The organism is Microbispora sp. NPDC004025 (assembly GCF_053604425.1).
In genome coordinates this window covers 186,640-213,008 of record NZ_JBSGHN010000004.1, presented here as the reverse complement: position 1 = coordinate 213,008, position 26,369 = coordinate 186,640, and the positions used below count along the sequence as shown (strand labels likewise).

Below are 26,369 nucleotides of genomic sequence, written 5' to 3'. Positions count from 1 at the left end.
TCATGATCGTCACAAAGGGGGCACTGGCTAGCGACTCGTGAAGCCGCGCCCGAGCGGCGGGCCCAGCCGCAGCTGGAGAGCCGGGTAGCGGGGCGCGTCGAAGCCGAGGGACTGGTACAGCTCGATGCCGTACGCCGTGGCGTTGAGGTCGATCGTCCGGACCTCGGTCTCGGTGCGGTACCAGCCGAGCAGCGCGTCGAGGCAGGCCCGCGCGAGGCCGAGCCGGCGGCGGCGCGGGTCCGTGCAGATGTTGAAGACGTGGCCGTGCAGGCCGCTCGGGTTCGTGGGCCCCGGCGCGTGGGGGTCGCAGGTGCCCGCCGCGCAGCTGACGACCCCGAGCTCCGGGTCGTCCACCACGAACGCGGCGAAGTCCCCCGGATCGCGCAGCCGCCGCCCGAACCACTCCACGGCCGCCGCCCGCCAGGGCGCGCTCTCGTCCCCGGTGTCCGCGCCCATGTCCTCCAGCATCACGGCGCGCAGGCGGACGAGGGCCGCGGCGTCCGCCGCTCCCGCCCGGCGGACCATCCTCCCGGAGATCGTCATGGTGCCCATTGTGACCCGAGGGCTCAGCCGTCGCTCTCCGCGGCGGTCACGACGTCCCGCAGCCGGCCCATCGCGTGATAGGTGCCGAACACGTCCATGTAGTCGCGCGTCTCCACGATCTCGCCGTTCCGCACGCGCAGGGTCAGCAGGCCGGTGGCGCGGAAGGGCCGGCCGTCCGGTTCGACACTGCCGATGCCCTCCCACTCCCCGGTGACGACCTCGGGATCGGCCGCCTCGTGGACGACGACGTCGCGGATCTCGGCGAGCCGTACGGGGCTCGCCCCCCATGTCCCCCGGTAGAGGGCGCGGATCTCCTCCCGCCCCTCCAGACGTGCGGGGAACCGCGGCACGCGGAACGGGAACACGTGGACGGCGTCGGCGGCGTAGAGGCCGGCGAGGTCGTCGGCCGACCTGTCGACCATCGCCCGGTGATAGCGGTCCAGCACCTCACGTGGGGTGAGCGGCATCGGTCTCTCCATTCGCTCAACAGCTGTTGACTCAACGACTGTAGAGCGAATGGGCCCGTGTGGTCAACGCCGGTAGAGTCCTCGTGTGGAGGGGACGCCGACGAGCCGGGCCGAGCGCCGGCGCCGCACGGAGGAGCGCATCCTGGCCGCCGCGCGGGCGATCTTCGCCGAGCGCGGCTTCCAGCGCACGACGATCCGGGCCGTGGCGGCGGCGGCGGAGGTCGACCCCGCCCTGGTCATGCAGTACTTCGGGTCGAAGCAGGACCTGTTCGACCAGGCTGTGCGGATCCCGTCGATCCCGCCCCTGGACGGCGGGCTGGAGCCGGTCGAGGAACTGCTGGGCAGGATCGGCATGAAGATGGGGCCGCTGCCCGAGGCGACGCTGGCGATGATGCGCTCCATGCTCACCCATCCCGACGCCGCCGAGGAGGTGCGCGGCAAGCTCGACAGCCAGGTGGCGCATCTCGCGGGCGCGATCGGGGCCGGCGACGCGGAACTGCGGGCCGCCCTGATGGTCAGCACGATGCTGGGCGTGACGATCGCCCACCAGCTGCTCGATCTCACCGCTCTGCGCGGCGCGTCACCCGAACGGATCGCCGAGGCCCTGCGCCCGTCCCTGCGCGCACTCGCCGACGGCTGAGCGGGCCCGTACGGCCACGCCTCGCGCGACCCGGCCGCGTACGCCCACCGGGAGGGGCGGCCGAGCCCGATCTCGCGGTCGCCGTGCCGGACGAGGCGGAGCGGCGGCATCACCGCGTCCATCTCGGCGTCGAGTGATTTTGATCACCGAGATATCCCTGTGACGGGTGTGATTAGAGCGATCGGCGGCGGGCAGTGCGGCTTCCATGGTCATCTCGGCTTCCCCCGGCGCTCGGCGAAGCGAGCACGGGCTCTGTTCCGCCTGCGTCCGTGAGCTGTTCGACCGGGCCGGCCGCCGGTACATGTACCCGCTCGTCTGCTGCGACGACTGCCGGCCGCGGGCCGGAGCGGCGCCCTCCGCCGTCCTGTGCGGGGACTGCGGACGGGAGTGCCGCGCCCCGCACGCCCGTAGGTCCGTGTCCGCCGCGACGGGCTGCGGGGTCTGCGGCCCAGGCCTCCGATGGGAGGGCATCACGGGCCAGGACGCCCTGGCGGCGGCCGTCGCGTCGATCGGGGCAGGGGGAGTGGCCGGCCTGCACGACCTGTTCGCCGACCAGGTCGTCTGCGACGCCAGGTCGGAGCAGGCGCTGGCGCGCATGGACGGCGCGTCCGGGCGGGTCCGCGTGCTGGTCCGGAACGTCTCGATGGCCAGGGAGGTGGCGAACCTGTCCACGCCCGACATCCGCGCGCTGGTCGAGCGGACCGAGCCCGCCAGGCTGGTGCGGCTGCGCGAGCCCGTGCTCCCCCGGGCCGTACGGCGCGCGACGCCCGACGCCGACCTGTTCCTGCCGCGCACCCCGCTGCAGTATCTGCTCACCGCGCGTGTGGACGGTCCGCTGGCCGTGTGGGACCGGCCGGACGAGCGGGCGGACGAATGGCCGTGCGACGGGACGCTGACCGTGAGCGGGCTGGCGCGTGCGGAACGTCACAGCCGCACGGCGGGGTTGCCCGCCCACCTGGCGCTGGGCGGCGCCTCTCCCGTCATCCTCAGCAAGGAGCCGTCGCCCGTCAGCACCCCGTAGTGCGCGGAGGGCTGTCCGGCGGTCGATCCCTTCCCCGTACGGCGGCGCGGCCGTGCCGGGAAGTCACTGTCGCACCGGTCGGCGCACGTTTACGATCGGCGGATGCGTGATCGTCTTCGGTACGACCGCAATCGTCCGAGCGGGGCCCGATCCGGGGCGCAGGCGGCCTGGCTCGGCCATCCGGTGACCGTCACGGCGATCGGTGTGCTGATCGTCAACGACCGGATGCTGAAACTCCTGTGGCCGGGTGTGGTCACCGGCAAGCTCAGCGACCTCGCCGGCATGCTCGTCGCGCCCCCGCTGCTCGCCCTGCTCGTGGCGTACGCGGCCCGGGCCGTGCGCCGTGTCCCGCCGGGCGGCCGTACGGCGGCGGGGGCGATCGCGCTGACCGGGGTGTTGTTCGCCTGGATGAAGACGACCGGGACGGGCGCGGAGGCGGCGACCCGGGCGTGGGCGATGCTCGTGCCGTCCTCGCGGGTGGTGGCCGACCCCACGGACCTGCTCGCCCTTCCCGTCCTCGCGGTCGCCTGGCTGGTGTGGCGGCGCGCGGCCCGTGCCGGGCGCGGGGATGCCGCCCGGGCCCGCCTGCTGGTGGTGCTGCCCGCCGCGGTCTTCGCCGTCACGGCGACCAGCGCGGCGCCCCCCGCGCCGTCCGCCCGGGCCGTCGAGGTGCGTGACGGGGAGATCGTGGTCGTGGTGCCGGACTGGTTCGCGATCGCCAGCGGGGACGGCGGGAGGTCATGGCACCAGTGGAAGGGCTCACCGTCTCCTTCCGCGTCCCCGGCTCCGTCCTGGTCGCCGGCGACCCGGGCGTGCGTGCCCGCCGACCCGGGGCGGTGTTACCGGGTCACGCCGGGCCGGCTCAGGGTCGAGCAGACCACGGACGGGGGAGCGACCTGGACGGTCGCCTGGGAGATCTCCAGAGGCAGGCAGGGCTGGCTCGACCGGGTCTACGAGAATCCCGATTCCCTGGGCGTGCCCAGCGGCCCGGCCGTCTCCCTGGCCGTCGTCGTCCAGGAGGTGCCGGGCGGCCACGTCGTCGCCGTGGCGAACGGGACCGACGGGGTCGCCCTGCGTGAGGTGTCCGGACGGTGGCGGCGGCTGGGCTTCCCGGAGCACGACCGCGAAGGGGCCCTGCTGCCGGAGAGCGCCCCGGCTCCCCTCACCTCCCCCGGGCAGCGGATCGGACCCGAGCTGGGAGCCGCCGTCCTCGTGGCTCTCGCGGCGCTGCTGGCGGCCCTCGGCACGACGGCGGGCGCACGCAGGTGGCCAATCTGGTTCGGAGTCTGCGCCGCGGCCCTGTGGACGAGCGTCCTGCTGATCATGACGGTGGACGGCATGGAGGACTACCTGTCCCTGCTGCTCGCCGCGCCCATGTTCGTCGCCGGCGTGACCGGTGTGCTCACGGTCTGGCTGCGGTGGCCGCCGAGGGGGACCCGTCTCCTGCTCGCGGCGCCCGCCGCGTTCGCCGCCGTCTTCCTGCCGTTCCTGGGCTGGAGCGCGGGCCTGCCCGACGACTACGGCGTCGCGGTGCTGCTCGCGGTCCTGCTCTGCTCGGTGGTCCTGGTCGTCGCCGTACGCGCCGCCGTACGGGCGCGGACGCGCCGCGGCCGGAGGGAAGGGCCGACGGTCACCTCATGAGGACGCGGCCAAAGACCTCGTAAAAGCTCCGTCGTCGCGGGAATGACCGGAATCCGGCTTGGGGGCCGAGGGCGACGCGCACGAACGCCGTCCCCGCCGTTTCCGGGGCCGCATCTACCCTCGACGGCCCGCGGGCACACTTGGCAATGTCGCGCTTACTCCATGCGGCGGAAGCATCGGCGTCGCCATGACGCGAGGTCACGGCCGTCCATGCGGGCGTGGCGGGGCGCCGGGGGCGGTGGTTCCCTCGTGGGTACGTTCCTGCTCGGGAGGATCGCCATGAGAAAGATCGTCGCTGTCGCCGTGCTCGCTGCGATGACCATGCTCGGGACGGTCGCCGCGGTCGCCTCGGTGGACGCCGGGGCCGGCGGCCACCCGAGGACCGGTCCGAGGGCGGGGATCGCGCCGCAGGCGCCCGCTCCCAGAGGGGGCGTGGAGCGGCAGGAGGTGAGCCGGGACCAGTACGACGTCCTCGTCGGCCAGTGCCGCTACCGGAAGACGTCCGAGGCGCGGAAGGCCTGCCGTGCGGAGGTGCGCGAACGGTACAAGGTCGGCGCCTTCAACCCGAACCTCGACTGCCGCACGTACTCCGGGGTCAGCGTCTGCGGCGCGCTCGAACTCACCGCCGCGCAGCGCTCCTGCGTCGAGGAGTCCGTGAACGGCGGGCTGACCCGCCGACGGGCCGAGGTGGAGTGCTACGCCTTCCGCTGAGGCCGCCCTTTTCGGCGGAATTTCCGGCCGAACCCAATTATTTGGCCAAACCGCATCTTTCCGTGATCTACCCTGCGGGGGTGGACGCCAACAGTCAGGGTGCCGCCGAACTCCTGAAGGCGCTGATGCGTACGGCGGCGCGGTTCAGCGAGATGGGGCGCTCCGTCTCCCGTGACTTCTTCCCCCACGTCCGCGCCGAGCCCGTCACCGACCTGGCCGGGCCCGCCGTACGGCTCGGCGCCGCGCTGGCGCTGCCGGGGCACGACCTCGTGTTCGAGGCCGCGGTCCGGGTCGGCGACGGGACCTTCGGCGTGCGCGGCGATCTCGTGCTCGACGGCGAGGAGGAGATCCTGGTCCTGCCGTCCGTCGAGACCGCCGATCCGGTGGCGTGCGCGGACCTGCTGGACCGGTACGCCGACGAACTGCTGACCCCGGCCCGCTGGCACGTGCAGCGGCTCCTGGAGTCCTGCGAAGCGGACTCCTAGCGAGAGGGCGTCCTGCGAAGCGGACTCCTGACGCTCAGAGCGCCTGGAGTCCCTGGATCACCTCGCGGAGGATGCGCTCCTCGGGCAGCTGGGCGACCGTGGCCTGCGGCCGCGCCGTGATCAGCCCCTGGTCGCGCAGGTCGCCCAGCAGAATGCGGACGACGTTGAGCGACAGGCCGAGCTCCGAGGCCAGATCGGCCACGGACGAGGGAACCCGGCACAGTTGCAGGATCCGCCAGTGCTCGGGGGCCAGCCCGGTCACCCCGCTGTACGCCGAGGGAGCCGTCCTGATGATGGTCATGAGGTCGAAGTCCGGCCCGGTCGGGCGGGTACGGCCACGGGTGATCGTGTAGGGGCGCAGCAGCGGCCCGTCCTCGTGCTCGGTCACGAGTCCTCCTGAGCGCGTTGCCAGCCTGCCTGGAAGGAGGAGAACAGGTCGCCCCGTTCCTCTTTGAGCTGCGGCGCGAGGTTGGCCTGCCGCACCCGGCGGGGCAGGGAGTCCTCGGCGCCGCCGCCGATCGGCGGTGTGAGGGCCAGGGCCGGGGGCGCGGCCTCCGGCTGTGCGAGGCGCTCGACCACCGGTTCCCTGATCTCGTTCTCCACCACGATCTCCTTCGGGAGCAGGAGCACGGCGCTCGTCCCGCCGTACGGCGAGGTGCGCAGGGAGACGCGGATGTTGTGCCGCCTGGCCAGCAGCCCGACCACGAACAGCCCGAGCCGGTCGCTGTCGGCCAGGTCGAACTCCGGCGGGTCGGCGAGCCGGGCGTTGAGATGCGCCAGCTCGTCCGGGGGGACGCCCAGACCGCGATCCTCGACCTCGATGGCGAAGCCGCGGGCCACCATCTCCCCTCGGACCTGTACGCGGGTGTGCGGCGGGGAGAAGACCGTGGCGTTCTCGATCAGCTCGGCGAGCAGGTGGATGACGTCGGTGACGCTGGTGCCCACGAGGGAGAACCCGTGGGGCACGTTCACGTCCACCCGCAGGTAGTCCTCCACCTCCTCGGTGGCGGCGCGGGCCACGTCGTACAGCTGGACCGGGTTGCGCCAGCCGCGGCCGGGCACGGCGCCGGACAGGATGATCAGGCCCTCCGCGTGGCGGCGCATGCGGGTGGTGAGGTGGTCGACGCCGAAGAGCCGTTCGAGCAGGTCGGGGTCGCTGATCTCCTTCTCCAGGCCGTCCAGCATGCCGAGCTGGCGCTGCAGCAGCGACTGGCTGCGCCGGGCGAGGTTCAGGAAGACCTTGTTGACGCCCTTGCGCAGCTCGGCCTGGCCGACGGCCGCCTCGATCGCGGTGTGCTGCACCGAGGTGAACGCGCGGCCGAGGTTCTCGATCTCGACGGTGCCGCTGGCCTGGGTCATCGGCGAGGTCTCGGCCGCCACGTCGACGTCCTCGCCGCGCCGCAGCCGTCGCACGAGGTCGGGCAGTCGCCGGCCGGCCAGGTCGGCCGCGGCCCGGTGCAGGGTGCTCAGCTCGCCGGTCACCGTACGGGCGAACCGGAAGGAGATGAACGCGGTCGCGAGCACGGCCGCGAGGCCGAGCGCGCCGACGACGCCGATGTCCCAGAGCACGTCCTCGGCCAGCGGCACGGCGCGGGCGGCGGTGGCGTCGGCGGCCGCGTCGGTGGTCTCGGTGAGCTGGCGGGTCAGGGCCTGGGCCGTCGTCGGCCAGGCGATCGCCTCGGGCGGGAGCGGCTGGCCCGGCCGCACCCTGGCGATGACGTCGTTCTCCAGGGAGATGAACGACGTGTAAAGGGGGGTGGAGTTCAGCGTGCCGTACTGCTTGATCAGACCGGCGTCGAGCTGGCTCGTGCCGAGCTGGTAGAGCAGGCGGCGCTTGCCGACCATGCCGGAGAAGGCGTCCCGCTCGTCCTGCGTCATCCGCCCGGACGCCTGCGCGCCCAGCACGAGCGCGGACTGCTGGCTCACCAGCTCACGGCTGCGGGTGATGAGGATGAGCGCCTTGGTCTGCTCGATGATGTCGATGTCCGGGGAGATCATCAACCGGTCGTAGACCTGGTGGGCGGCCTCGACGGTGGCGCTGTACTCCTCGATCGCGTCGAGGCGGGTGAGCCGCTGGTCGTCGATCTGGCCGCGCAGGACGTCGAGCCGGTCCATCTGCCGGAGCAGGTCCTGGACCCGGTCCCACATCGCGGGGGGCGTCTCGTCCTCGGCCTCGGCGGACAGGCGGGTCAGCAGGACCGCGGTGGCGTCGGTCTTGCGGCGCTGCACCTGGAGGTCGGTGCGCAGCGAGGAGGTGCGCCAGGCGAGGTAGCTCACCGACACGAACCGCTCGCTCTGCAGCTGGTTGATGGCCTCGCTGACGGGATAGACGATGTTGTCGTAGACCTTCTGGATACGCAGGAGCTGCTGCCCCTGCTCGATGGTCAGCTTGGCGGCGAACCCCCAGATCACCACCAGGGCGGTCAAAGGCACCAGCAGGATCGCGAAAATCTTGAATCGGATGGATCGTTTCCGACCAGCCATCAGACCTGCCCGTCGGTTACACATGTGTTAACAGTGGCGAAACCATAGCAATCCGTGAGCTGGGCCACCAGGGATCGTTCCTAACGACTTGGGCCACACCCCATATCGGGACAGTCTCGACGTTCCGGGGGAAAGCTCTTGCTTCCAGATGTCTAGTTGTCAGACAATCCTCCTCATGAACTCCAGATCGGGTCCGCTCGCGGTGGTCGCGGCGGCCGTCCTGTGGGGAACCGCGGGCACCGCGGGAACCCTCGCCTCCGCCGGCTCCGTCTCGCTCGCGGCGGCCCGTCTCGTGCTCGGCGGGGCCCTGCTGGGCGCCTTGGCGCTGATCGCGTCCCGCCGGGCGCGGCGCACGGCGCACGGGAACGTTCCGGGGAACGCGATGCGCTGGGCGCTGGTCCTGGGAGCCGTCGCCGTCGCGGCCTACCAGTTGTGCTACTTCGCGGCGGTCGGCAGGACGGGCGTGGCGATCGGCACGGTGGTGGCCATCGGCAGCGGCCCGGTCTTCACCGGGCTCCTGTCCTGGCTGGCCGGGCGGGAACGGCCGAGCGGGCGCTGGGCGCTCGCCACGGCCGCCGCCGTCGCCGGATGCGCGGTGCTCGTCACCGGCGGAGCGGCCGGCGGCGCGGACGCCGCGGGCATCGCGCTCGCCCTCCTCGGCGGGCTCCTGTACGCCTTCTACGCGGTCGTGGCGGCCCGGGCCATCGGCGGGGGCATGGAGTCGGGGACGGTGATGGGCGTCCTGTTCGGCGGCGCGGCCGTGCTCATGCTGCCGGTCCTCGTGCTGACCGGACCGGCCTGGCTCACGCGGCCGGCCGGTCTGCTGACCGCGCTCTATCTCGGCTGCGCGACGACCGGGCTGGCCTATCTCCTGTACGGCCGTGGGCTGCGCACGACCCCCGTCGCCACGGCGGCCACGCTCGCGCTGGCCGAGCCGGCCGTCGCGGCCCTGCTGGGCGTCGTGGCGCTGCGCGAGCACTTGTCCCTCGTCTCGTGGGCCGGTCTGGTGCTGCTCGCCCTGGGACTGGTCGTGGTGGCGCTGCCCGCCAGGGCGAGCGCGCCGGCCGCCCCCGCGGCGGACACGCCCACGGCGGCGGCCGCGACCCGTTAGTAGGCTCGGCCACGTGACCACCCTCAGACCCGTCTCCACCGTCGAGGCGCTCGCCGCCGCGCTGCGCGAGCGGGTGTTGTCCGGGGACATCGAGCCGGGCGCCGCGCTGCCCGAGCAGGAGCTGTCCGCACGCTACGGCGTGGCCCGCCCCACGGTGCGGGAGGCGCTGGCGCTGCTCGTCCACGAGGGACTGCTGCGGCGCGAGCGCAACCGCAGCGCGTACGTCCCGGTGATCACCCCCGCGGACCTGGACGACCTCATGTACGTGCGCGGGCCGCTGGAGGAACTGATGGCGCAGGCCGTCGCGGGGCGCCGGGTGACGGCGGCGGAGGAGGCGCTGGACCGCCTGTCCGGGCTGGAGCCCGGCGCGCCCTGGGCGGCCGTCGTGGCCGAGCACATGGCCCTGCACGAGGCGCTCGTCGCCGCCGCTGGCAGCCCCCGCCTGGAGCGGCTGTACGCCACGCTCGCCGCCGAGACGCGGCTCGGGCTGGTCCGGCTCAGGCACGCGTACGAGGACCCCCACGAGCTCGCGGCCGAGCACGCCGGGCTGCTGCGCGTCATCGCCGAGGGGCCTGCGGACGCGGCGGTCCGCGCGGTGCGCGAGCACCTGCGGTGGCGGCATCCCTGAGCTGTGCGGGCTCCGCGAGGCCGGTGATCCGGATTCCCTTGCACGGCGCCGCTTCAAGTCGTCACAATCGCGCCCATGCACGGCAACCCTGTGCCGGACACCTATGTGTACGTCACCGAAGAAGGCGTGACGCGTCACTACGCCGACGGCAGCGTCGAGGCCCTCGCATGGGAGGACGTGGTAGAGGTCCGCGTCGGCGGCCACGGCCACCGGGAGCCGCCCGGCCAGCCGGAGGAGGTCTTCATCGTCCTGCTGGACCGTGAGGGCGAGGGCTGCGTGGTCCCCCACTCGGCGACCGACGCGAGCTTCCTGGCCCGGCTGCGCTACCTGCCGGACTTCGACCTCGACCGGCTGAGCACCGCGGTCGCGAGCGCGCGTGCGGACTACGTCGTCGTGTGGCGCAGTCCGGAGCCGCCGTCCCCGTTGCCCGACCTCGAATACGACTGAAGGCGGGCCGCTCCACGCCGGCCGTGAGCGTTTCACGCCGGCGCGGCGGCCTCCCGCGCTGCTCCGAATGCGGTTCGGAGAGTTCCGGGCCGGCATCGGCCGTCCATTCGGCGGCGCATTACGGCGAATTTGAATCGGCGGGTAAGGCCGAGTTCGATTATGGAGTTGATTCGGCCAAATAGTATTTTCGAGGTGCAAGGGGCACGTCTTCGCTGGATTCGCGAGTCTGTGGCTCCTCTTCGCGGGCGTATGGGGCGACCGTATGGGCGTGTTATGTACCGGCAGATATTGGCGGTATATGCCGTGGTCGGGACCGGTGGTGCCATCGTGGACCGTTCCCGTCAAGTCCTCCAGCTGGGGTCATTGCGACCAATTGTGGACAGGGGGCTTGCGTTCCCTCTAGGGCCGTCGCTGTCTAACATCATCCTCGTGCGGGCACCCCCTCAATTGGGTGAGTCGTGAGTCAACCTTTGCGACGCGAGGGGCGTCAATCACCTGGACGGTCCGGCTACCTAGGCGCGGTGAGATGGAATCGCAAACGGAGTTGGCGGAATCGGGGGTGTTTCCCCGCGAAGTCCATGTGCGGCTGCCGGTGAGCGTGTCGTCGGGTTCCTATTCGAAGATTCTCCTGGCGGGAGACCTGCTCTGCGCTGTCGTCGCCCTCGCGGGCGTCGAGCTCACGCGGCTCTGGTTCGGCGCCTTCATCCCGGTGTACGACTTCGCGTTCGGGGCGACCCTGACGCTCTCCTGGCCGCTGGTCGTGGGCGTCGCCGGCGGCTACCGCGGCCGCACCCACGGCGAGGGGACGGAGGAGTTCCGCTCGGTCGCCCAGGCGGGCCTGGGCCTCATCGCGGCCGTCGCGATCGGGGCGTACCTCACCCAGACGAACGTCGCCCGCAGCTACGTCATGGCGATGCTGCCGCTCGCCACGGTGCTGACGCTGCTGATCCGGCACCGCATGCGCAAGCGGCTGCACCGGCTGCGCATGAAGGGCCGGTACATGCGGCCGGTCGTGGCGGTGGGGCACCGGCAGTCCATCCACGAACTGGTGCTGCAGCTGCGGCGGCAGCCGTACCACGGCATGCGGGTGGTGGCCGCGTGCCTGCCGAGCGGGCAGTACCGCAGGCAGCGCTCCGACGTCGACGGCGTGCCCGTGCTCGGCGACTTCAGGGACGTGCCCGCCGTGGTCGACAAGGTCGACGCCGAGGCGGTCGCGGTCCTCGCGTGTCCCGAACTCCACGGCGCCGCGCTGCGCCGCCTCGCCTGGGGGATCGAGTCGCGGGGGACCGACCTGTTCGTCGCCCCCGCGCTGATGGACGTCGCGGGGCCGCGCATCAGCGTCCGCCCGGTCGCGGGGATGCCGCTGCTGCACGTCGAGCACCCCGACCTCCAGGGCTCCCGGCGGCTCGTCAAGAACGGCTTCGACCGGATCGTGGCGGCCGCGTTCCTGCTCGCCCTGCTCTTCCCGATGCTGGCCATCGCGGCGGTCGTGCGCGCCACCAGCCCCGGTCCCGCCCTGTTCCGGCAGACGAGGATCGGCCGGTACGGCCGCGAGTTCCACATGCTGAAGTTCCGGACCATGGTCGTGGACGCCGAGCGGCTCAAGCCGGTCCTGGCCGCATCCAACGAATCGGACGGCCTGTTGTTCAAAATTCGGAACGATCCACGGATCACCCGCGTGGGCCTGCTGCTGCGCCGCTACTCGCTGGACGAGTTGCCTCAGCTCCTCAACGTGCTGCGCGGTGAGATGTCGCTCGTCGGGCCGCGCCCGCCGCTGCCCGCCGAGGTCGAGCGGTACGGCACGGACGTGCACCGGCGCCTGGTCGTACGGCCGGGCATGACCGGGTTGTGGCAGGTCAGCGGCAGGTCGGACCTGTCCTGGGAGGAGTCGGTCCGGCTGGACCTGCGGTACGTGGAGAACTGGTCGCTCCTGCTGGACCTGCAGATCCTGTGGAAGACGTGGTCCGCGGTCACCGGCGGCAGGGGGGCCTACTGACATGAAGGCCCTCGTGCTCGCGGGCGGGTCCGGGACCCGGCTGCGGCCCATCACCCACACCCGCGCGAAGCAACTGGTCCCGGTGGCCAACAAGCCCGTCCTGTTCTACGGCCTCGAGTCCATCGCGGCGGCCGGCATCGACGAGGTCGGCATCGTCGTGGGCGACACCCAGGACGAGATCGAGGCGGCGGTGGGCGACGGGTCCCGGTTCGGCCTGCAGGCGAGCTACCTCAGGCAGGAGGCGCCGCTGGGGCTGGCGCACGCCGTCCTGATCGCCCGCGACTACCTCGGCGACGACGACTTCGTCATGTATCTGGGCGACAACTTCATCGTGGGCGGCATCGAGAGCCTGGTCGGGCGCTTCCGGGAGCGGCGGCCGAGCGCGCAGATCATGCTGACCCGGGTGTCCGATCCCCGCCAGTTCGGCGTCGCGGAGCTGGCCGGCGACGGCCGGGTCGTCGGCCTCGAGGAGAAGCCGCGCGAGCCGAAGAGCGACCTCGCCCTGGTCGGCGTCTATCTGTTCACCCCGGCGATCCACGACGCCGTGGCGGAGCTCAAACCGTCCTGGCGGGGGGAGCTGGAGATCACCGACGCCATCCAGTGGCTCATCGACGCCGGCCACGAGGTCGAGCCCGCGGTCATCTCGGGATACTGGAAGGACACCGGGAACGTCGCCGACATGCTCGAGGTGAACCGGCTGGTGCTGGAATCCCTGGAGCGCCGCGTCGACGGCGACGTCGAGGACTGCGAGCTCATCGGGCGCGTCGTGGTGGAGGCCGGCGCCTCGGTGCGCCGCTCCCGCGTCGTCGGCCCGGTGGTCGTCGGCGCGGGGACCGTCGTCGACCGTTCGTACGTCGGCCCGTTCACGTCGATCGGCGCCGACTGCGTCGTGAGCGGCAGCGAGATCGAGTACTCGATCGTGCTCGCCCGTTCGTCCATCGAGGGGGTCCGGCGGATCGAGGCGTCGCTGATCGGCCACGACGTGGAGATCACGCCGGCGCCGGACACGCCGAAGGCGCACCGGCTGGTGCTGGGGGACCACAGCAGGGTCCAGATCAGTTCCTGACCGCCGCCTCCCGGCCCGTCCGGCACAATCCCTTTCCCGTTTCGAGCTCGAAGACAGGTGTGGTTCTTCTGTGAAGTTACTGGTCACCGGCGGTGCCGGGTTCATCGGCTCCCACTACGTCCGTACGGTTCTCACGGGCGGATACCCGGCCTTCGCCGGGGCGTCCGTCACGGTGCTCGACCGGCTCACGTACGCGGGCAGCCTCGCCAACCTCGTCCCGGTGGAGGGGCGGTACGACTTCGTCCATGGCGACGTGTGCGACGCGGACCTGCTCGGAAAGGTGGTGCCGGGCCACGACGTGGTGATCCACTTCGCGGCCGAGTCCCACGTCGACCGGTCGATCGACGGCGCGGCCGACTTCGTGCGGACCAACGTGCTGGGCACGCAGACGGTCATGGACGCGTGCCTGGCCGCCGGGGTGAGGCGCGTCGTCCATGTCTCCACCGACGAGGTGTACGGGTCGATCGAGACGGGGTCGTGGGACGAGAGCGCGCCGCTCGCGCCGCGCTCGCCCTACGCCGCCTCGAAGGCGGGCGGCGACATGATCGCCCGGGCGTACGCGGTGACCCACGGGCTGCCGGTCTCCGTCACGCGGTGCGGGAACAACTACGGGCCGTACCAGTACCCGGAGAAGGTCGTCCCGCTGTTCATCACCAACCTGATCGAGGGCAGGCCCGTCCCCCTGTACGGCGACGGCGGCAACGTCCGCGACTGGATCCACGTGGCCGACCACTGCCGGGCCATCCAGCTCGTCGCCGAGGTGGGCGGGCCGGGGGAGATCTACCACGTGGCCGGCACGGCCGAGCTGACCAACCTGGAGCTCACGCGGCGCCTGCTCGACCTGCTCGGCGCCTCACCCGACCTCGTCAGACGGGTGGAGGACCGCAAGGGGCACGACCGCCGCTACTCCCTCGACGACCGGAAGCTGCGCGCCCTCGGCTACGCGCCCCAGGTGTCCTTCGACGACGGCCTGGAGGCGACTGTGCGGTGGTATGCCGACAACCCGTCGTGGTGGAAACCGCTGCGGGCGGAGGCCCGGTGACGGCGTCGCCATGAGGTGGCTGGTCACGGGCGCCGCGGGCATGCTCGGCGCCGATCTCACCGCGCTGCTGGCAGGCGAGGGCGAGGACGTCGCCGCGCTGTCCCGGCGCGACCTCGACCTGTGCGACCCGGACGCCGTCCGGGCGGCGGTCCGTACGGAGAAACCGGACGTCGTGGTGAACTGCGCGGCCTGGACGGCGGTGGACGAGGCGGAGACCCGCGAGCGGGAGGCGCTGGCGGTCAACGGCCACGCCGTGCGCCCGCTCGCCGCCGCGTGCGCCGGTCACGGTGTGACGCTCGTCCACCTGTCGACCGACTACGTGTTCGACGGCACGGCGCGGACGCCGTACGCCGAGGACGAGCCGGTCAACCCGGTCAGCGCGTACGGGCGGACCAAGGCGGCGGGGGAGCGGGCCGCCCTGCGGCACGGCGGCTACGTCGTCCGCACCGCCTGGTTGTACGGCGCGCACGGGCCGAACTTCGCCAGGACGATGATCAGGCTCGCCGCCGGGGGCGACCCGGTGCGCGTGGTGGACGACCAGCACGGCCAGCCCACCTGGGCGGCCGACCTGGCGGCCCAGATCGTGCGGCTGGTGCGCGCGAGCCCGCCCCCCGGCGTCTACCACGGAACGAACGCGGGCCAGACGACGTGGTACGGCTACGCCCGGGAGATCTTCCGCCTGCTCGGCGCCGACCCGGACCTCGTCACGCCCACGAGCAGCCGGGACTACCCCCGCCCGGCCCGGCGCCCCGCGTACGGCGTCCTCGGGCACGAGGCGTGGGGGAGGGCGGGGCTGGCCCCGATGCGGGACTGGCGCGAGGCACTGCGCGACGCCTGGCCCCGGCTCGCCGGCTCCGGCGGGTTGTGACGTTCGCGGGCGTCCGCGCGATAACCCATGGACGGCATCCCGTGGCGGCATTCATGGACGGTGGGGATTCGTGGACGGATCGGTGGCGCACGCCGTGGACAGGACTGTCCCCCGATGACGGCGCCGGGACGGGCACACAGGCGATCGGTGCTGGGCACGACGCTGGACGCGCTGACCATGCGGCAGGTCGTGGCCGCCTGCGTGGAGGCGGTGGACGGCGGCGGACGCCTCGACATCGGCGTGGTGAACGCCGCGAAGATCGTCACCATGCGCAGGGACCCCGAGCTGCGGCGGTCGGTGCTCGACTGCGACCTCGTCCTCGCCGACGGGCAGTCCGTCGTGTGGGCCGCGCGCCTGCTGGGCCACCGGCTGCCGGAACGCGTGGCCGGGATCGACCTGTTCACGGAGCTGCTGGCCGAGGGGGAGCGGCGCGGATACCGGCCGTACTTCCTGGGCGCGACGCCGGAGGTGCTCGCCCTGCTGATCGAGCGGGTGCGGCGCGACTTCCCGGGCCTGCGGATCGCCGGGTACCGCGACGGCTACTTCCCGGCCGAGGAGTCCGCGCGGGTGGCGGAGGAGATCGCGCTGTCGGGAGCCGACCTGCTGTTCCTCGGCATGACCTCACCGAAGAAGGAGATCTTCGTCCGCGACTGGGGCGAGGCCACCGGGGCGAAGGTCGTGCACGGGGTGGGCGGCGCCTTCGACGTGCTGTCCGGACGCACCCGCCGGGCGCCCCGGGCCTGGCAGCGCCTCGGGTTCGAGTGGTTGTACCGCCTGCTGCAGGAGCCGGCGCGCCTCGGCCCCCGATATCTGAAGACCAACGGGAGGTTCCTCCTCCTCGTGGCCGCGGGACTGATTCGTGACCGCGGCCGTCTCGCGAGTTCCGCCGATTCCCTGGAGTGACAACGTGACGCAGCACCGCAGAATCGCCCTGCTGGGCCCGGGCGCGCCGGCCGTCCTGCTGCCGGCCATGGTGGACCTGGCGGTGCGCGGACTGCCGCCGGGCTACGTGGACGGGGAGTTCGTGTTCACCCGCAGGGGCGTGCGGCGGCCCGACGGCACGTGGGACGCCGTCGCGGAGGGCCGCAGCGTGCGGTATTCGGCGATCGTCGCGCTCGGCGTGGCCACGCTCCCGCAGGAGCGGCAGCGCGCCGCGCTCGCCGGCGACACCGCCGCCGACCTGGCCGGGCGCCTCGTCGAGCGGCTGCCCGGCGTGCGCGGGCTCGGCGACGCGGCCCTGATCTGCTGGGCGGCGGCGGAGACGGGGCATCCGCGGCTCGGCGAGGCGCTGCGGCACCTGGCCGGGATCGACCGGCTCGCGTCCTCGGGCCAGGTGTACACGGTCGAGGCCGCCTGGGAGCTCGCCGCGCTCGTCGCCGCCAGGACGACGCTGGGAGCGAGCTCCGAGCTGGACGGCAGGCTGGAAGCCGCCCGGGCCCGGCTGCTCGGCGGGCTGGCGTCCGACCGGCTCTACCGGCACGTGCTCGGCCCGTCGTCCGGGCCGCTCGTGCCCTGGTACCGGGCGCACGTCGGCTGCTTCGCCGACCAGGTGTACCCGCTGCAGGCGCTGGCGCGGCTGCACGCCGCGGTCGGAGACGCCGACGCGCTGGCCGCCGCGGAACAGGTGGCCGCGGGGATCTGCGCGGCCCAGGGCGCCGAGGGCCAGTGGTGGTGGCACTACGACGCCCGCACCGGCGCCGTGGTCGAGGGATACCCCGTCTACAGCGTCCACCAGCTCGCGATGGCCCCGATGGCCCTGCTCGACCTCGCCGACGCCGGGGGCACGGCCTACTTCGACGAGATCGGCGAGGGCGTGCGCTGGATGAGCGAGCGGCCCGAGTCCGACGAGTCCCTCATCGACGAGCGGCTGAACCTGACCTGGCGGAAGGCGGCCAGGGCGGACCCGAAGAAGCTGGTGCGCGGCCTGCGCGCGGTGGCCACCCGCACCCGTCCGGCGGCCCGCCTCGCCACCCTCGACCGGTTCTACCCGCCGGTCGCCGTCGACCGCGAATGCCGGCCCTACGAGCTGGGCTGGCTCCTGTACGCCTGGCTGTTCGAGCTCCCGCGTCCGTCATGACCTCGCGTCAGTCAGGACCCCGGCGCCCGGCTGCTCTCGTCGCGCAGCCAGGTCGTGTAGTCGCCCGCCCGTACGGCGCGGCGCGCCCTGCGCCGCGCCAGCACGGTGACGCAGGCGAAGACGGCCGCCGCCGGGAGCAGCCACGGCTCCCGTGCGGCGATCCGGACCAGGTCGCCCAGGCTCGTGCGCGCGGACGGCCCGCCCGGACCGGTCTCGCGTTCCAGCTCGCTCACGCTGGTCGCCGCGCGGACGCGCCGGCGCAGCAGGTCGGCGAACGTGCGGGGGGTCTGGATCCCGGCCCGTGCCTCCGCCACGACCACCCGCTCGTCCTCGCCGAACGCCAGGGAGGCGGCCAGGTCGTCGGCCATGACCGGCGGGAGCGCGCGGATCCGGTCGTTGCCCGCCTCGGTGACCGCGATGACCCCGCGGCCGAACAGCCCCGTGCGCACGTGCGGAAGCCGGGTCCAGATCGCGTAGTACGCGCGGACGGTCCAGGGCCGGCCGGCGAGCGCCAGATCGCGCTCGGGCGCCGCCGCGAGCGGCGTGCCCGGCCCGCCGAGACGGGCCACGAGCGCGCGTACGCCCGCGGTGCTCACGGTGACGTCGGCGTCCACGTAGAGCCGGGGAAAGCCGCGGGCCGCCCGGTCGCCGAGACGCAGCGCCTCGCGTTTGGACGCCACCGGCGTGCTCAGCACGCGCACGCCGTGCGCCCGTGCGACCGAGTCGGTCTCGTCGGTACACCCGTTCGCGACGACCACGACGTCGAACTCGCCCGGCCGGGCGTCGCCCAGCAGCCCGGAGAGCAGACGGCCGAGGACCGGAGCCTCGTTGTGCGCGGGGATCACGACGCTCGTCACACGAGCAGTATGGGTCTCCTCCACGTCAGGAGGCCCGATATCTCGGGAGGATCCCGGAATCCAGCGCCTCGCTCAGCGTGGGCGCCGCGGCGTCCTTGTCCGACAGGACCGGCTCGCCGTCGAGCCGCCAGTCGACGCCGATCTCCGGGTCGAGCGGGTGCACGCCGTGCTCGCGCCCCGGCGCGTACGGCTGGGAGCACAGGTAGAGCACCGTGGCCTGCTCGCTGAGGACGGCGAACGCGTGGCCGAGGCCCTCCGACACGTAGACCGCGCGCCGCGACACGTCGTCGAGGACGAGCCCCTCCCACTTGCCGAAGGTGGGCGAGCCCACCCGCAGGTCCACCACGACGTCGAGCACGGCCCCGGAGACGCAGGTCACGTATTTGGCCTGGCCGGGCGGTACGTCCGCGAAGTGGACGCCGCGCAGCACGCCGCGCCGGGAAATCGAGCAGTTGGCCTGGGCCAGCTCCATGCCGTGCCCGATCGCCTCGTGTAACTCCTGCGCCCTGAAACATTCGAGGAAGTCGCCCCGGATGTCGCTGTGGATTCGCGGGGTGAAGCTCCACGCTCCCTCGATACTCATCCGCTCCATGGGCGGAAGCATGACACAGGCGTCTTGTAACGCTCGCAGTCCATCGCCCGACTTATGACTGTCGGACTCCGGTGCTGGGGGGGAAATGCCAGCTCAGTTTCTGTCGGTTACGCCTGCCCGGAATTCATCCGGAAAACGGCCTGCGCGAAGTTGTCCGCGCGGCCGGAGGAGGTCCTGATGACGACGTGCCGGCTGTGCGGGTCCGCGAGCCTCGTCGGCGTGGTCGACCTCGGCGCGACGCCGCCGTGCGAGCGGTTCCTCGGCGCGGAGCAGCTCGACGAGCCGGAGACGACCTACCCGCTGCACCTGCGGGTGTGCACGGACTGCTGGCTCGCCCAGATCCCCGCGCTCATCACGCCGCAGGACACCTTCACCGAGTACGCCTACTACTCGTCGTACTCCACCTCGTGGGTGGAGCACGCGCGGCGGTTCGTGGCGGACGCGGCCGAGCGGCTGCGCCCCCGGTTCGTGGTGGAGGTGGCGAGCAACGACGGCTACCTGCTGCGGCACGTCGTGGAACGCGACATCCGCTGCCTCGGCATCGAACCGTCGGTCAACGTCGGCCAGGCGGCCAGGGACAACGGGGTCCCGACGCTCACCGCGTTCCTCGGGCCGGAGACGGCCGCCGCCGTACGGGCCGAGCACGGGCCCGCCGACCTCGTCGTGGCCAACAACGTCTACGCGCACATCCCCGACGTCATCGGCTTCACCCGGGGGCTGCGCGCGCTCCTGGACGACCGGGGCTGGGTCTCCATCGAGGTGCAGCACCTGCTCACCCTCATGGAGCTCAACCAGTACGACACGATCTACCACGAGCACTTCCAGTACTACACGGTCGCCTCGGCCGAACGGGCGCTGGCGAGCGGCGGGCTCGCCCTGGTGGACGTCGAGCTGCTGCCGACCCACGGCGGATCGATCCGGCTGTGGGCCCGCCCGCAGGAACTCGGCGCCGAGCCGAGCCCGCGCGTGGCCGAGGTGCTGGCGGCGGAGAAGGCCGCCGGACTGCACGAGCTGTCCGGCTACGCGCAGTTCGCCGAGCGGGTGGCGCGGGTCCGGCGGGAGCTGCTGACCTTCCTCCTCGACGCCGCCGCGCAGGGCAGGACGGTCGTGGGCTACGGCGCCCCCGGCAAGGGCAACACCCTGCTCAACCACTGCGGCATCCGCCCCGACCTGCTCCGTTACACGGTCGACCGGAACCCCTACAAGCACGGGCGGTTCACCCCCGGCGCCCGGATCCCCGTCCTCCCGCCGGAGCAGATCGCCGCCGACCGCCCCGACTACGTGCTGGTGCTCCCCTGGAACCTGAGGGAGGAGTTGACCGCCCAGCTCTCGTACGTACGCGAGTGGGGAGGCCGGCTGGTCTTCCCGATCCCCAGACTGGAGATCGTGTGAAAGTCGTCCTCTTCTGCGGGGGCCGGGGCACCAGGATGCGCAGCGACCTTCCCGGCGGGGACATTCCCAAGCCGATGCAGCTCGTCGGCCCCCGTCCGCTGCTCTGGCATGTGATGCGGTATTACGCGCATTTCGGACATCGGGATTTCGTCCTCTGTCTCGGATACGGCGCGCAACACATCAAAAGCTTTTTCCTGAACTATCAGGAAACGGCGTCCAACGATTTCGTCCTGCGCAACGGCCGGGTGGACCTGCTGTCCACCGACATCTCCGACTGGTCGATCTCCCTGGTGGACACCGGGGTGGATTCGCCCATCGGGGAGCGGCTTCGCCGGGTGCGCCCCTATCTTGAGGGCGATGAGATCTTTCTGGCGAACTACGCGGACGTGCTCACCGACGCGCCGCTGTCCGACATCGTCGAGCGGTTCCGTGCCGCGGACGCCGGGGCGTCGATGATGGTGGTCCCGCCGTCCAACACCTTCCACTGCGTCGACGTGGGCGAGGACGGCAGGGTCGGCTCGATCACGCCGGTCAGCGAGATGCCGCTGTGGGTCAACGGCGGCTTCTTCGTGCTCCGCCAGGAGGTCTTCGACCACATCCCCGTGAACGGCGACCTCGTGGCCGACGGCTGCGCCGAGCTGGCCAAGCGCGGCCGGCTGCTCGCCTACCCCCACCGCGGCTACTGGCGGCCGAGCGACACCGTCAACCAGCGGCTGGAGCTGGATCACGCGTGGGCGCGCGGCGACCGGCCGTGGGCGCTGTGGGAGCACGTGTGATCGGCCTTCGGCCCGGCCGCGTGCGCGGGATCGCGGCACTCGCGGCGCACTGCGACGACATCGCGATCGGGGCGGGCGGCACGCTGCTGACCGTCTGCGCGGCCAACCCCGGCGTCCGAGTGGACGCCCTGGTGCTGTCCGGCGGCGGCACCGAGCGGGAGGACGAGGAACGGGCCGCGCTCGCCGCCTTCTGCCCCGGCGCCGACCTGCGGCTGACCGTGCTGAAACTGCCCGACGGGCGGCTGCCCGCCCACTGGGACGAGGCCAAGAACGCCGTCGAGGAGCTGCGCGCGGCGGGCGACCCCGACCTGGTCGTCGCCCCCCACCGGGGCGACCTGCACCAGGATCACCGGGGCCTCGCCGAGCTGGTGCCGACCGCGTTCCGCGACCACCTGGTCCTGGGCTACGAGATCGTCAAGTGGGACGGCGACCTCGGCCGGCCGTCGGTCTACCAGCCGCTCCCCCCGGATGTGGCGAAGGAGAAGGTCGCCCTGCTGCAGAGCCACTACCCCTCACAGCGGCACCGCCCCTGGTACGACCCGGAAGCCTTCCTCGGCCTCGCCCGCATCCGCGGCATCGAGTGCCACGCGCGGTACGCCGAGGCGTTCCACGTGGACAAGCTCACCCTCGACCTGGAGAACTGATGCGGCTACTGCTCACCGGACACCAGGGCTATCTCGGCACGGTCATGGCCCCGGTGCTCGCCGAGGCCGGCCACGAGGTGGTCGGCCTCGACTCGGGGTTGTTCGCCGACTGCGTGCTCGGCCCCCCGCCCGCCGACCCCGAGACGTACGCGGTGGACCTGCGGGACGTCCGGCCCGAGCACCTGGCGGGGTTCGACGCCGTCGTGCACCTCGCCGCGCTGTCCAACGACCCGCTCGGCTCGCTGGCCCCCGAGCTGACCTACGACATCAACCACCACGCCTCCTCGCGGCTGGCCCGGCTCGCCAGGGATGCCGGCGTGCGCCGGTTCCTGTACGCGTCGACCTGCTCGGTGTACGGCGCGTCGGGCGGCGACGACCTGCTGGACGAGGACGCGCCGCTCCGGCCGGTGACCCCCTACGCGGAGTCGAAGGTCCGGGTGGAGGACGACCTGGCCGCGCTGGCGGACGACGACTTCACCCCCGTCTTCATGCGCAACGCGACGGCCTTCGGCTTCTCGCCGCGGCTGCGGGCCGACATCGTGCTCAACAACCTGACGGGCCACGCGTGCCTGTCGGGGGAGGTGCGCGTGCTGTCGGACGGCACGCCCTGGCGCCCGCTGGTCCACGCCCGCGACATCGCGGAGGCGTTCGCCGCCGCGCTGACCGCGCCCAGGGAGGCGGTGCACGCCAAGGCGTTCAACGTGGGCACCGAGCTCAACAACCTGACCGTGGCGGAGATCGCGGCCGAGGTCGTCGAGGCCGTGCCCGGCGCCACGCTCGTGATCACCGGCGAGGCGGGCGCCGACCCGCGCTCCTACCGGGTCGACTTCTCCCGGATCAGGGCCGCCCTCCCCGGGTACGAGGCCCGCTGGTCGGTCAAGGACGGCGCGGTGGAACTGGTCGACGCCTACCGCGAGTACGGGCTGACCAGGGAGGACTTCGAGCGCCGCTTCACCCGGCTCGCCCGCCTGTCCGACCGGCGGGAGGCCGGCGCCGTCGACTCCTCGCTGCGCCCATGAGCGAGATGCACGCGCTGGTCAGGCGGCTCTACCCGCTGTGCCGCAGCATCACCGGATCCGGCCTGCGGCGCACCCTGGAGATCATCGGCGAGTCGATCCCGCTGGAGATCAGCGAGGTGCCCACGGGCACCCAGGTCCTCGACTGGACCATTCCCAAGGAATGGAACATCCGCGACGCCTACATCAAGGACTCCGCCGGGACCCGGATCGTCGACTTCGCGGCGTCCAACCTGCACGTGGTCGGCTACAGCGTGCCGGTGTCGGCGACCATGACCCTGGAGGAGCTGCGCCCCCACCTGCACACGCTTCCCGGCCGGCCCGGCCTGGTGCCGTACCGCACCAGCTACTACGCCGAGACGTGGGGGTTCTGCCTCAGTGAGGACACGCTGGCGGGGATGGGACCGGGGCCGTACGAGGTGCGGATCGACTCGACGCTCGCCGACGGGCACCTGACGTACGGCGAGCACGTGATCCCGGGCCGCAGCGCGGAGGAGGTCCTGATCTCGTGCCATGTCTGCCACCCATCGCTGGCCAACGACAATTTGGCGGGCGTCGCGGTGGCGACCCGGCTGGCACGGCTGCTGGCGCGGGAGGAGCGGCGCTACACCTACCGCTTCCTGTTCGCGCCCGGCACCATCGGCTCGATCGCCTGGCTGGCGCGCAACCGGGACCGGGCCGGCCGGATCAGGCACGGGATCGTGCTCGCCTGCGCGGGCGACCGGGGGCCGATCACCTACAAGCGCAGCCGGCGGGGGGACGCCGAGATCGACCGGGTCTTCGCCCACGTCCTGCGGGACCGCCCGCACACGCTGGTGGACTTCTCCCCCTACGGCTACGACGAGCGGCAGTACTGCTCGCCCGGGTTCGACCTGCCGGTCGGCTGCCTGACCAGGACCCCGTACGCCGGCTATCCGGAGTACCACACCTCCGCGGACGACCCGGACTTCGTCACCGAGGAGGCGATGGAGGACACGCTGGACGCCTGCCTGCGGGCCGTGCGGGTGCTGGAGCGCAACCGCGCCTACGTAAACCTCAGCCCCTACGGCGAGCCCCAGCTCGGCAGGCGCGGCCTGTACGAGTCGCTCGGCGGGCGCAGCGACACGAAACAGGCGCAGATGGCGATGTTGTGGGTGCTGAACCAGTCCGACGGCCCGCACAGCCTGCTCGACATCTCGGAACGTTCTGGACTGCCGTTCGACGTGGTGGCGGACGCGGCCCAGGCTCTGCTGGGCGCGGGACTCGTGAAGGAGTAGCCGGATGACGCAGTTCGAGACCTCCGCACGACCGGAGGCCCTCGGCCTCACGGTCGGCGAGGTGGTGGAGGTCCGCAGCGTCGAGGAGATCATGACCACACTCGACGAGAAGGGCGAGCTCGACGGCCTGCCCTTCATGCCGGAGATGCTGTCGTTCTGCGGGCGGCGGATGACGGTGCACAAGGTGGCCCACAAGCTGTGCGACACACTGACCGGCACGGGCATGCGGCGGATGCGGGACGCCGTGCACCTGACCGGGGCGCGCTGCGACGGCTCGGCCCACGGCGGCTGCCAGACCTCGTGCTCGCTGTACTGGAAGGAGGCCTGGCTCAAACGGGTGGACCCGGGTGCGCCCGTGCCCGATGCCGCACCCGAGCCCGTACGCAGCCTTCCCCTGCTTGAGATCAACTCCCGCGGGGAGCCGGCGGCGGACGGCGAGGTGCGGTACCGCTGCCAGGCGACCGAGTTGCTGCGCGCCGCTCCCGAGCCCCTGCCCTTCAGGGACCTCGGCCAGTACGTCACGGACGTCCGGGTGGGCAACGCCGGCGTCCTGGCCACCCTCCGCACGGTCTTCTTCGGGCTGTTCAACCGATTACAGCGGGCGAGCCGCAGGCTGCCCCGCCGGCTGCGGTTCAGGGACGGCATGGCGTGGGGCTTCGTACCGGCCGGCCCGAACACCACGACCCCGACCGAGCTGAGCGACCTGCAACCGGGCGAGCTCGTGCGGGTCAAGTCGCGGGAGGCGATCGTCGCCACGCTCGACACGAAGCGGCTCAACCGCGGGATGGGGTTCGAGGAGGAGATGGCGCGGTACTGCGGGCGCGAGGCCCGGGTCGCCGCGCGCGTGGAACGGTGCATCGACGAGAAGACCGGGCGCATGCTGCAGATGAAGAACCCCTGCATCATCCTCGACGGCGTCGTCTGCGCGGGTGTGTACAAGGCCAACTGCCCACGGGCGTTCGTGCCGTTCTGGCGGGAGATTTGGCTGGAGCGGGTCACCGAGGAGAGCTAGGGATCGGGGAGTGCCGATGCGAGAGAGCCAGGACGCGGAGCCGGCGGAGTCAGCGGAGTCAGCGCAACCGCCGGAGCCGGCCGAGCCGCCGGACGGCGAGGCCGGCCACCTCCGGGATATCGGCCGCAAGGCCGGACGCGGGCTCGGCTGGAGTTTGCTGGGCACCCTGGCGACCCGGGCCGGGTCGTTCCTCATGGGCCTCGTCCTGGCCCGTCTGCTGAGCCCGGAGGACTTCGGCATCTACGCGGTCGCGCTGGCCGCGACCCAGTTCGTCATGGTCGTCAAGGACATCGGCGTCATGGCCGCGGTGGTGCAGTGGCGGGGCAGATTAGAGGACGTCGCGCCGACCGCCACCACCCTCTCGATGATCTCCGCCGTCACCCTGTACGGCGCGTTCTACGTGGGCGCGCCGTACTTCTCCAGCCTCGCGGGCAGCGAGGAGGCCACCCCGGTCGTCCGGCTCCTCACCGCGGTCATCCTCATCGAGGCCGTGACCGCGGTGCGCAGCGCGACACTGCTGCGCAGGTTCCACGTGGGCAAGAGCTCCAAGGCGATCCTGGCGGGCTTCCTGGTGAACGCCCCGGTGGCGATCGCGCTCGCCGCCGGGGGCGCCGGGCCGTACAGCTTCGCCTGGGGACAGGTGGCCGGCGCCGTCGTCACCGGCGTGTTCATGCTCGCCTACGCCCGGCTGCCCTGGCGGCTGGGATTCGACCGGGGCGTCGCGAAGAGGCTGCTGGGGTTCGGCATCCCCTCCGCGGCGGGCATCGCCCTGGAAATCGTGCTGCTCAACGTCGGCTACATCATCGTCGGCGCCATCATGGGGCCCGACTGGCTCGGCTTCTACCTGATGGCCTTCAACGTGTCGAGCTGGGTGCCCGGACTGATCGGCACCGCGATCCGTTCGGTGTCCATCGCCGGCTTCTCGCGCCTCGCCGAGCGTGACGAGGAGTCGCTGTCGCTCGGCGTGCAGAAGTCGGTGCCGATCCTGGTCACCGCGATCCTGCCGCTGGCCGTGGCCATGGCGGTGCTCGCCCACCCGCTCATCCACTTCCTGTACGGCGACAAGTGGGGCCAGGCGGCCGGCGTCCTGCGGTTCCTCGCGGTGCTGATGGTGGTGCGCATGCTCACCTCCTTCGCCCTGGACATCCTCAACGGGCAGGGGGCCACCCGCTCGACCGTCTGGATGAACCTGGGGTACGGCGTGGCCCTGATCCCCGCGGTGATCGTGGGCACGCACCTCGACGGCATCCGGGGCGCGGCGGTCGGCCAGGCGGCGGCCGCGCTGCTGGTGGCCCTCCCGCTCGCGATGCTCGCCGTGCAGCGCACGGGGGTGCGGCTGCGGCCGATCCTGCCCCAGCTGGTACGGCCGTTCGCCGGGGCCGCGGTGTCGTTCGCGGTCACCGTGGGCCTGGCCGCGCTGACCGCGGGCAGCCAGTTCCTCCAGCTCGTCGTGGGAGGCGCCGGAGGACTGCTGGTCTACGTGCTGATCGTGGTGCCGCTGCACCAGATGAGAACGGTGGGCGGCCACGTGATGGAGCGGCTGCCCGCCGGCCACCGGCATCCGGTGCCGGTCGAGGCGACGGCGAAGGAGCACTGA

The 26,369-nt window shown here is 72.4% G+C and carries 27 protein-coding genes and 1 pseudogene; 22 read left to right on the top strand and 6 right to left on the bottom strand.

The features are described from left to right. Positions 1-27 precede the first annotated feature (27 nt). Together ACWEQG_RS12885 and ACWEQG_RS12880 are read right to left on the bottom strand one after the other, a co-directional pair. The gene (locus ACWEQG_RS12885; RefSeq protein ID WP_452284292.1) at positions 28-543 is read right to left on the bottom strand and encodes a GNAT family N-acetyltransferase; all 516 of its coding nucleotides are present in this window, start codon (positions 541-543) and stop codon (positions 28-30) included. A gap of 23 nt (positions 544-566) precedes the next feature. Beyond that, positions 567-1,010 (bottom strand): nuclear transport factor 2 family protein, encoded by a 444-nt coding sequence (locus ACWEQG_RS12880; protein WP_452284290.1) that lies wholly within the window; start codon positions 1,008-1,010, stop codon positions 567-569. Between the two features lie 85 nt (positions 1,011-1,095). Here ACWEQG_RS12880 and ACWEQG_RS12875 point away from each other — a divergent pair, with 85 nt between their 5' ends. The 6 genes and pseudogenes from ACWEQG_RS12875 (at position 1,096) to ACWEQG_RS12850 (ending at position 5,508) form a co-directional block, all read left to right on the top strand. Beyond that, positions 1,096-1,650: a TetR/AcrR family transcriptional regulator gene (locus ACWEQG_RS12875; protein WP_452284288.1), complete on the top strand. Its 555-nt coding sequence runs from the start codon at positions 1,096-1,098 to the stop codon at positions 1,648-1,650. A 205-nt stretch (positions 1,651-1,855) separates the two neighbouring features. Continuing rightward, positions 1,856-1,978: pseudogene (locus tag ACWEQG_RS12870) on the top strand (hypothetical protein); the annotation flags it as partial. A gap of 87 nt (positions 1,979-2,065) precedes the next feature. Further along, positions 2,066-2,671 (top strand): hypothetical protein, encoded by a 606-nt coding sequence (locus tag ACWEQG_RS12865; RefSeq protein ID WP_452285123.1) that lies wholly within the window; start codon positions 2,066-2,068, stop codon positions 2,669-2,671. A gap of 102 nt (positions 2,672-2,773) precedes the next feature. Further along, on the top strand, positions 2,774-4,312 hold the full coding sequence (locus tag ACWEQG_RS12860) for a hypothetical protein (RefSeq protein WP_452284286.1): 1,539 nt from the start codon (positions 2,774-2,776) through the stop codon (positions 4,310-4,312). A gap of 279 nt (positions 4,313-4,591) precedes the next feature. Beyond that, positions 4,592-5,023, top strand: a complete 432-nt coding sequence (locus ACWEQG_RS12855; RefSeq protein WP_363463298.1) for a hypothetical protein — start codon at positions 4,592-4,594, stop codon at positions 5,021-5,023. Positions 5,024-5,103: 80 nt separating this feature from the next. After that, on the top strand, positions 5,104-5,508 hold the full coding sequence (locus ACWEQG_RS12850) for a hypothetical protein (RefSeq protein WP_452284284.1): 405 nt from the start codon (positions 5,104-5,106) through the stop codon (positions 5,506-5,508). Between the two features lie 34 nt (positions 5,509-5,542). Here the strand turns inward: ACWEQG_RS12850 and ACWEQG_RS12845 are convergent, their stop codons facing one another. Then, on the bottom strand, positions 5,543-5,896 hold the full coding sequence (locus ACWEQG_RS12845; RefSeq protein WP_452284282.1) for a DUF742 domain-containing protein: 354 nt from the start codon (positions 5,894-5,896) through the stop codon (positions 5,543-5,545). Continuing rightward, entirely contained in the window at positions 5,893-7,941 is a 2,049-nt protein-coding gene (locus tag ACWEQG_RS12840) for a sensor histidine kinase (RefSeq protein ID WP_452284280.1), read from the bottom strand. The genes ACWEQG_RS12845 and ACWEQG_RS12840 overlap by 4 nt, the downstream gene beginning before the upstream one ends. A gap of 226 nt (positions 7,942-8,167) precedes the next feature. Between ACWEQG_RS12840 and ACWEQG_RS12835 the strand changes: the two genes are divergently transcribed. From ACWEQG_RS12835 to ACWEQG_RS12795, 9 genes are all read left to right on the top strand, one after another. Further along, positions 8,168-9,103, top strand: coding sequence for an EamA family transporter (locus ACWEQG_RS12835; protein ID WP_452284278.1), 936 nt, complete (start codon positions 8,168-8,170; stop codon positions 9,101-9,103). Positions 9,104-9,116: 13 nt separating this feature from the next. Further along, the gene (locus tag ACWEQG_RS12830; RefSeq protein ID WP_452284276.1) at positions 9,117-9,731 is read left to right on the top strand and encodes a GntR family transcriptional regulator; all 615 of its coding nucleotides are present in this window, start codon (positions 9,117-9,119) and stop codon (positions 9,729-9,731) included. A gap of 75 nt (positions 9,732-9,806) precedes the next feature. Continuing rightward, entirely contained in the window at positions 9,807-10,178 is a 372-nt protein-coding gene (locus ACWEQG_RS12825) for a hypothetical protein (protein WP_363464070.1), read from the top strand. 526 nt (positions 10,179-10,704) lie between these two features. Next, positions 10,705-12,174: a sugar transferase gene (locus ACWEQG_RS12820; protein ID WP_452284274.1), complete on the top strand. Its 1,470-nt coding sequence runs from the start codon at positions 10,705-10,707 to the stop codon at positions 12,172-12,174. Between the two features lies 1 nt (position 12,175). Continuing rightward, the gene (locus ACWEQG_RS12815; RefSeq protein WP_452284272.1) at positions 12,176-13,240 is read left to right on the top strand and encodes a glucose-1-phosphate thymidylyltransferase; all 1,065 of its coding nucleotides are present in this window, start codon (positions 12,176-12,178) and stop codon (positions 13,238-13,240) included. Between the two features lie 70 nt (positions 13,241-13,310). After that, positions 13,311-14,282: a dTDP-glucose 4,6-dehydratase gene (rfbB, locus tag ACWEQG_RS12810; protein ID WP_452284270.1), complete on the top strand. Its 972-nt coding sequence runs from the start codon at positions 13,311-13,313 to the stop codon at positions 14,280-14,282. A 10-nt stretch (positions 14,283-14,292) separates the two neighbouring features. Further along, the gene (gene rfbD, locus ACWEQG_RS12805; RefSeq protein ID WP_452284269.1) at positions 14,293-15,150 is read left to right on the top strand and encodes a dTDP-4-dehydrorhamnose reductase; all 858 of its coding nucleotides are present in this window, start codon (positions 14,293-14,295) and stop codon (positions 15,148-15,150) included. A gap of 114 nt (positions 15,151-15,264) precedes the next feature. Further along, the gene (locus ACWEQG_RS12800) at positions 15,265-16,053 is read left to right on the top strand and encodes a WecB/TagA/CpsF family glycosyltransferase (RefSeq protein ID WP_452284267.1); all 789 of its coding nucleotides are present in this window, start codon (positions 15,265-15,267) and stop codon (positions 16,051-16,053) included. Between the two features lie 4 nt (positions 16,054-16,057). Continuing rightward, positions 16,058-17,227: a hypothetical protein gene (locus ACWEQG_RS12795; RefSeq protein WP_452284265.1), complete on the top strand. Its 1,170-nt coding sequence runs from the start codon at positions 16,058-16,060 to the stop codon at positions 17,225-17,227. Between the two features lie 11 nt (positions 17,228-17,238). Here the strand turns inward: ACWEQG_RS12795 and ACWEQG_RS12790 are convergent, their stop codons facing one another. Both ACWEQG_RS12790 and rfbC read right to left on the bottom strand, forming a co-directional pair. Next, a complete protein-coding gene (locus ACWEQG_RS12790) occupies positions 17,239-18,084 on the bottom strand; it encodes a glycosyltransferase (protein WP_363464081.1) in 846 nt (281 codons plus the stop codon). A gap of 25 nt (positions 18,085-18,109) precedes the next feature. Further along, positions 18,110-18,676 (bottom strand): dTDP-4-dehydrorhamnose 3,5-epimerase, encoded by a 567-nt coding sequence (gene rfbC, locus ACWEQG_RS12785; RefSeq protein ID WP_452284264.1) that lies wholly within the window; start codon positions 18,674-18,676, stop codon positions 18,110-18,112. A gap of 177 nt (positions 18,677-18,853) precedes the next feature. On the opposite strand from rfbC, the gene ACWEQG_RS12780 reads away from it, so the two are divergent. From ACWEQG_RS12780 to ACWEQG_RS12750, 7 genes are read left to right on the top strand one after another with little or no spacing between them, the layout of a single operon-like run. Further along, positions 18,854-20,068, top strand: coding sequence for a class I SAM-dependent methyltransferase (locus ACWEQG_RS12780; protein ID WP_452284262.1), 1,215 nt, complete (start codon positions 18,854-18,856; stop codon positions 20,066-20,068). Then, on the top strand, positions 20,065-20,844 hold the full coding sequence (locus tag ACWEQG_RS12775; protein WP_452284260.1) for a glucose-1-phosphate cytidylyltransferase: 780 nt from the start codon (positions 20,065-20,067) through the stop codon (positions 20,842-20,844). The genes ACWEQG_RS12780 and ACWEQG_RS12775 overlap by 4 nt, the downstream gene beginning before the upstream one ends. Next, complete coding sequence (locus tag ACWEQG_RS12770) at positions 20,841-21,488, top strand: PIG-L deacetylase family protein (RefSeq protein WP_452284258.1); 648 nt, start codon at positions 20,841-20,843, stop codon at positions 21,486-21,488. The genes ACWEQG_RS12775 and ACWEQG_RS12770 overlap by 4 nt, the downstream gene beginning before the upstream one ends. Beyond that, a complete protein-coding gene (locus tag ACWEQG_RS12765) occupies positions 21,488-22,507 on the top strand; it encodes an NAD-dependent epimerase/dehydratase family protein (protein ID WP_452284256.1) in 1,020 nt (339 codons plus the stop codon). The genes ACWEQG_RS12770 and ACWEQG_RS12765 overlap by 1 nt, the downstream gene beginning before the upstream one ends. Further along, positions 22,504-23,760 (top strand): DUF4910 domain-containing protein, encoded by a 1,257-nt coding sequence (locus ACWEQG_RS12760; RefSeq protein WP_452284254.1) that lies wholly within the window; start codon positions 22,504-22,506, stop codon positions 23,758-23,760. The genes ACWEQG_RS12765 and ACWEQG_RS12760 overlap by 4 nt, the downstream gene beginning before the upstream one ends. 4 nt (positions 23,761-23,764) lie before the next feature. Continuing rightward, a complete protein-coding gene (locus tag ACWEQG_RS12755; protein WP_452284252.1) occupies positions 23,765-24,772 on the top strand; it encodes a hypothetical protein in 1,008 nt (335 codons plus the stop codon). A gap of 16 nt (positions 24,773-24,788) precedes the next feature. Further along, the gene (locus ACWEQG_RS12750; protein WP_452284250.1) at positions 24,789-26,369 is read left to right on the top strand and encodes an oligosaccharide flippase family protein; all 1,581 of its coding nucleotides are present in this window, start codon (positions 24,789-24,791) and stop codon (positions 26,367-26,369) included.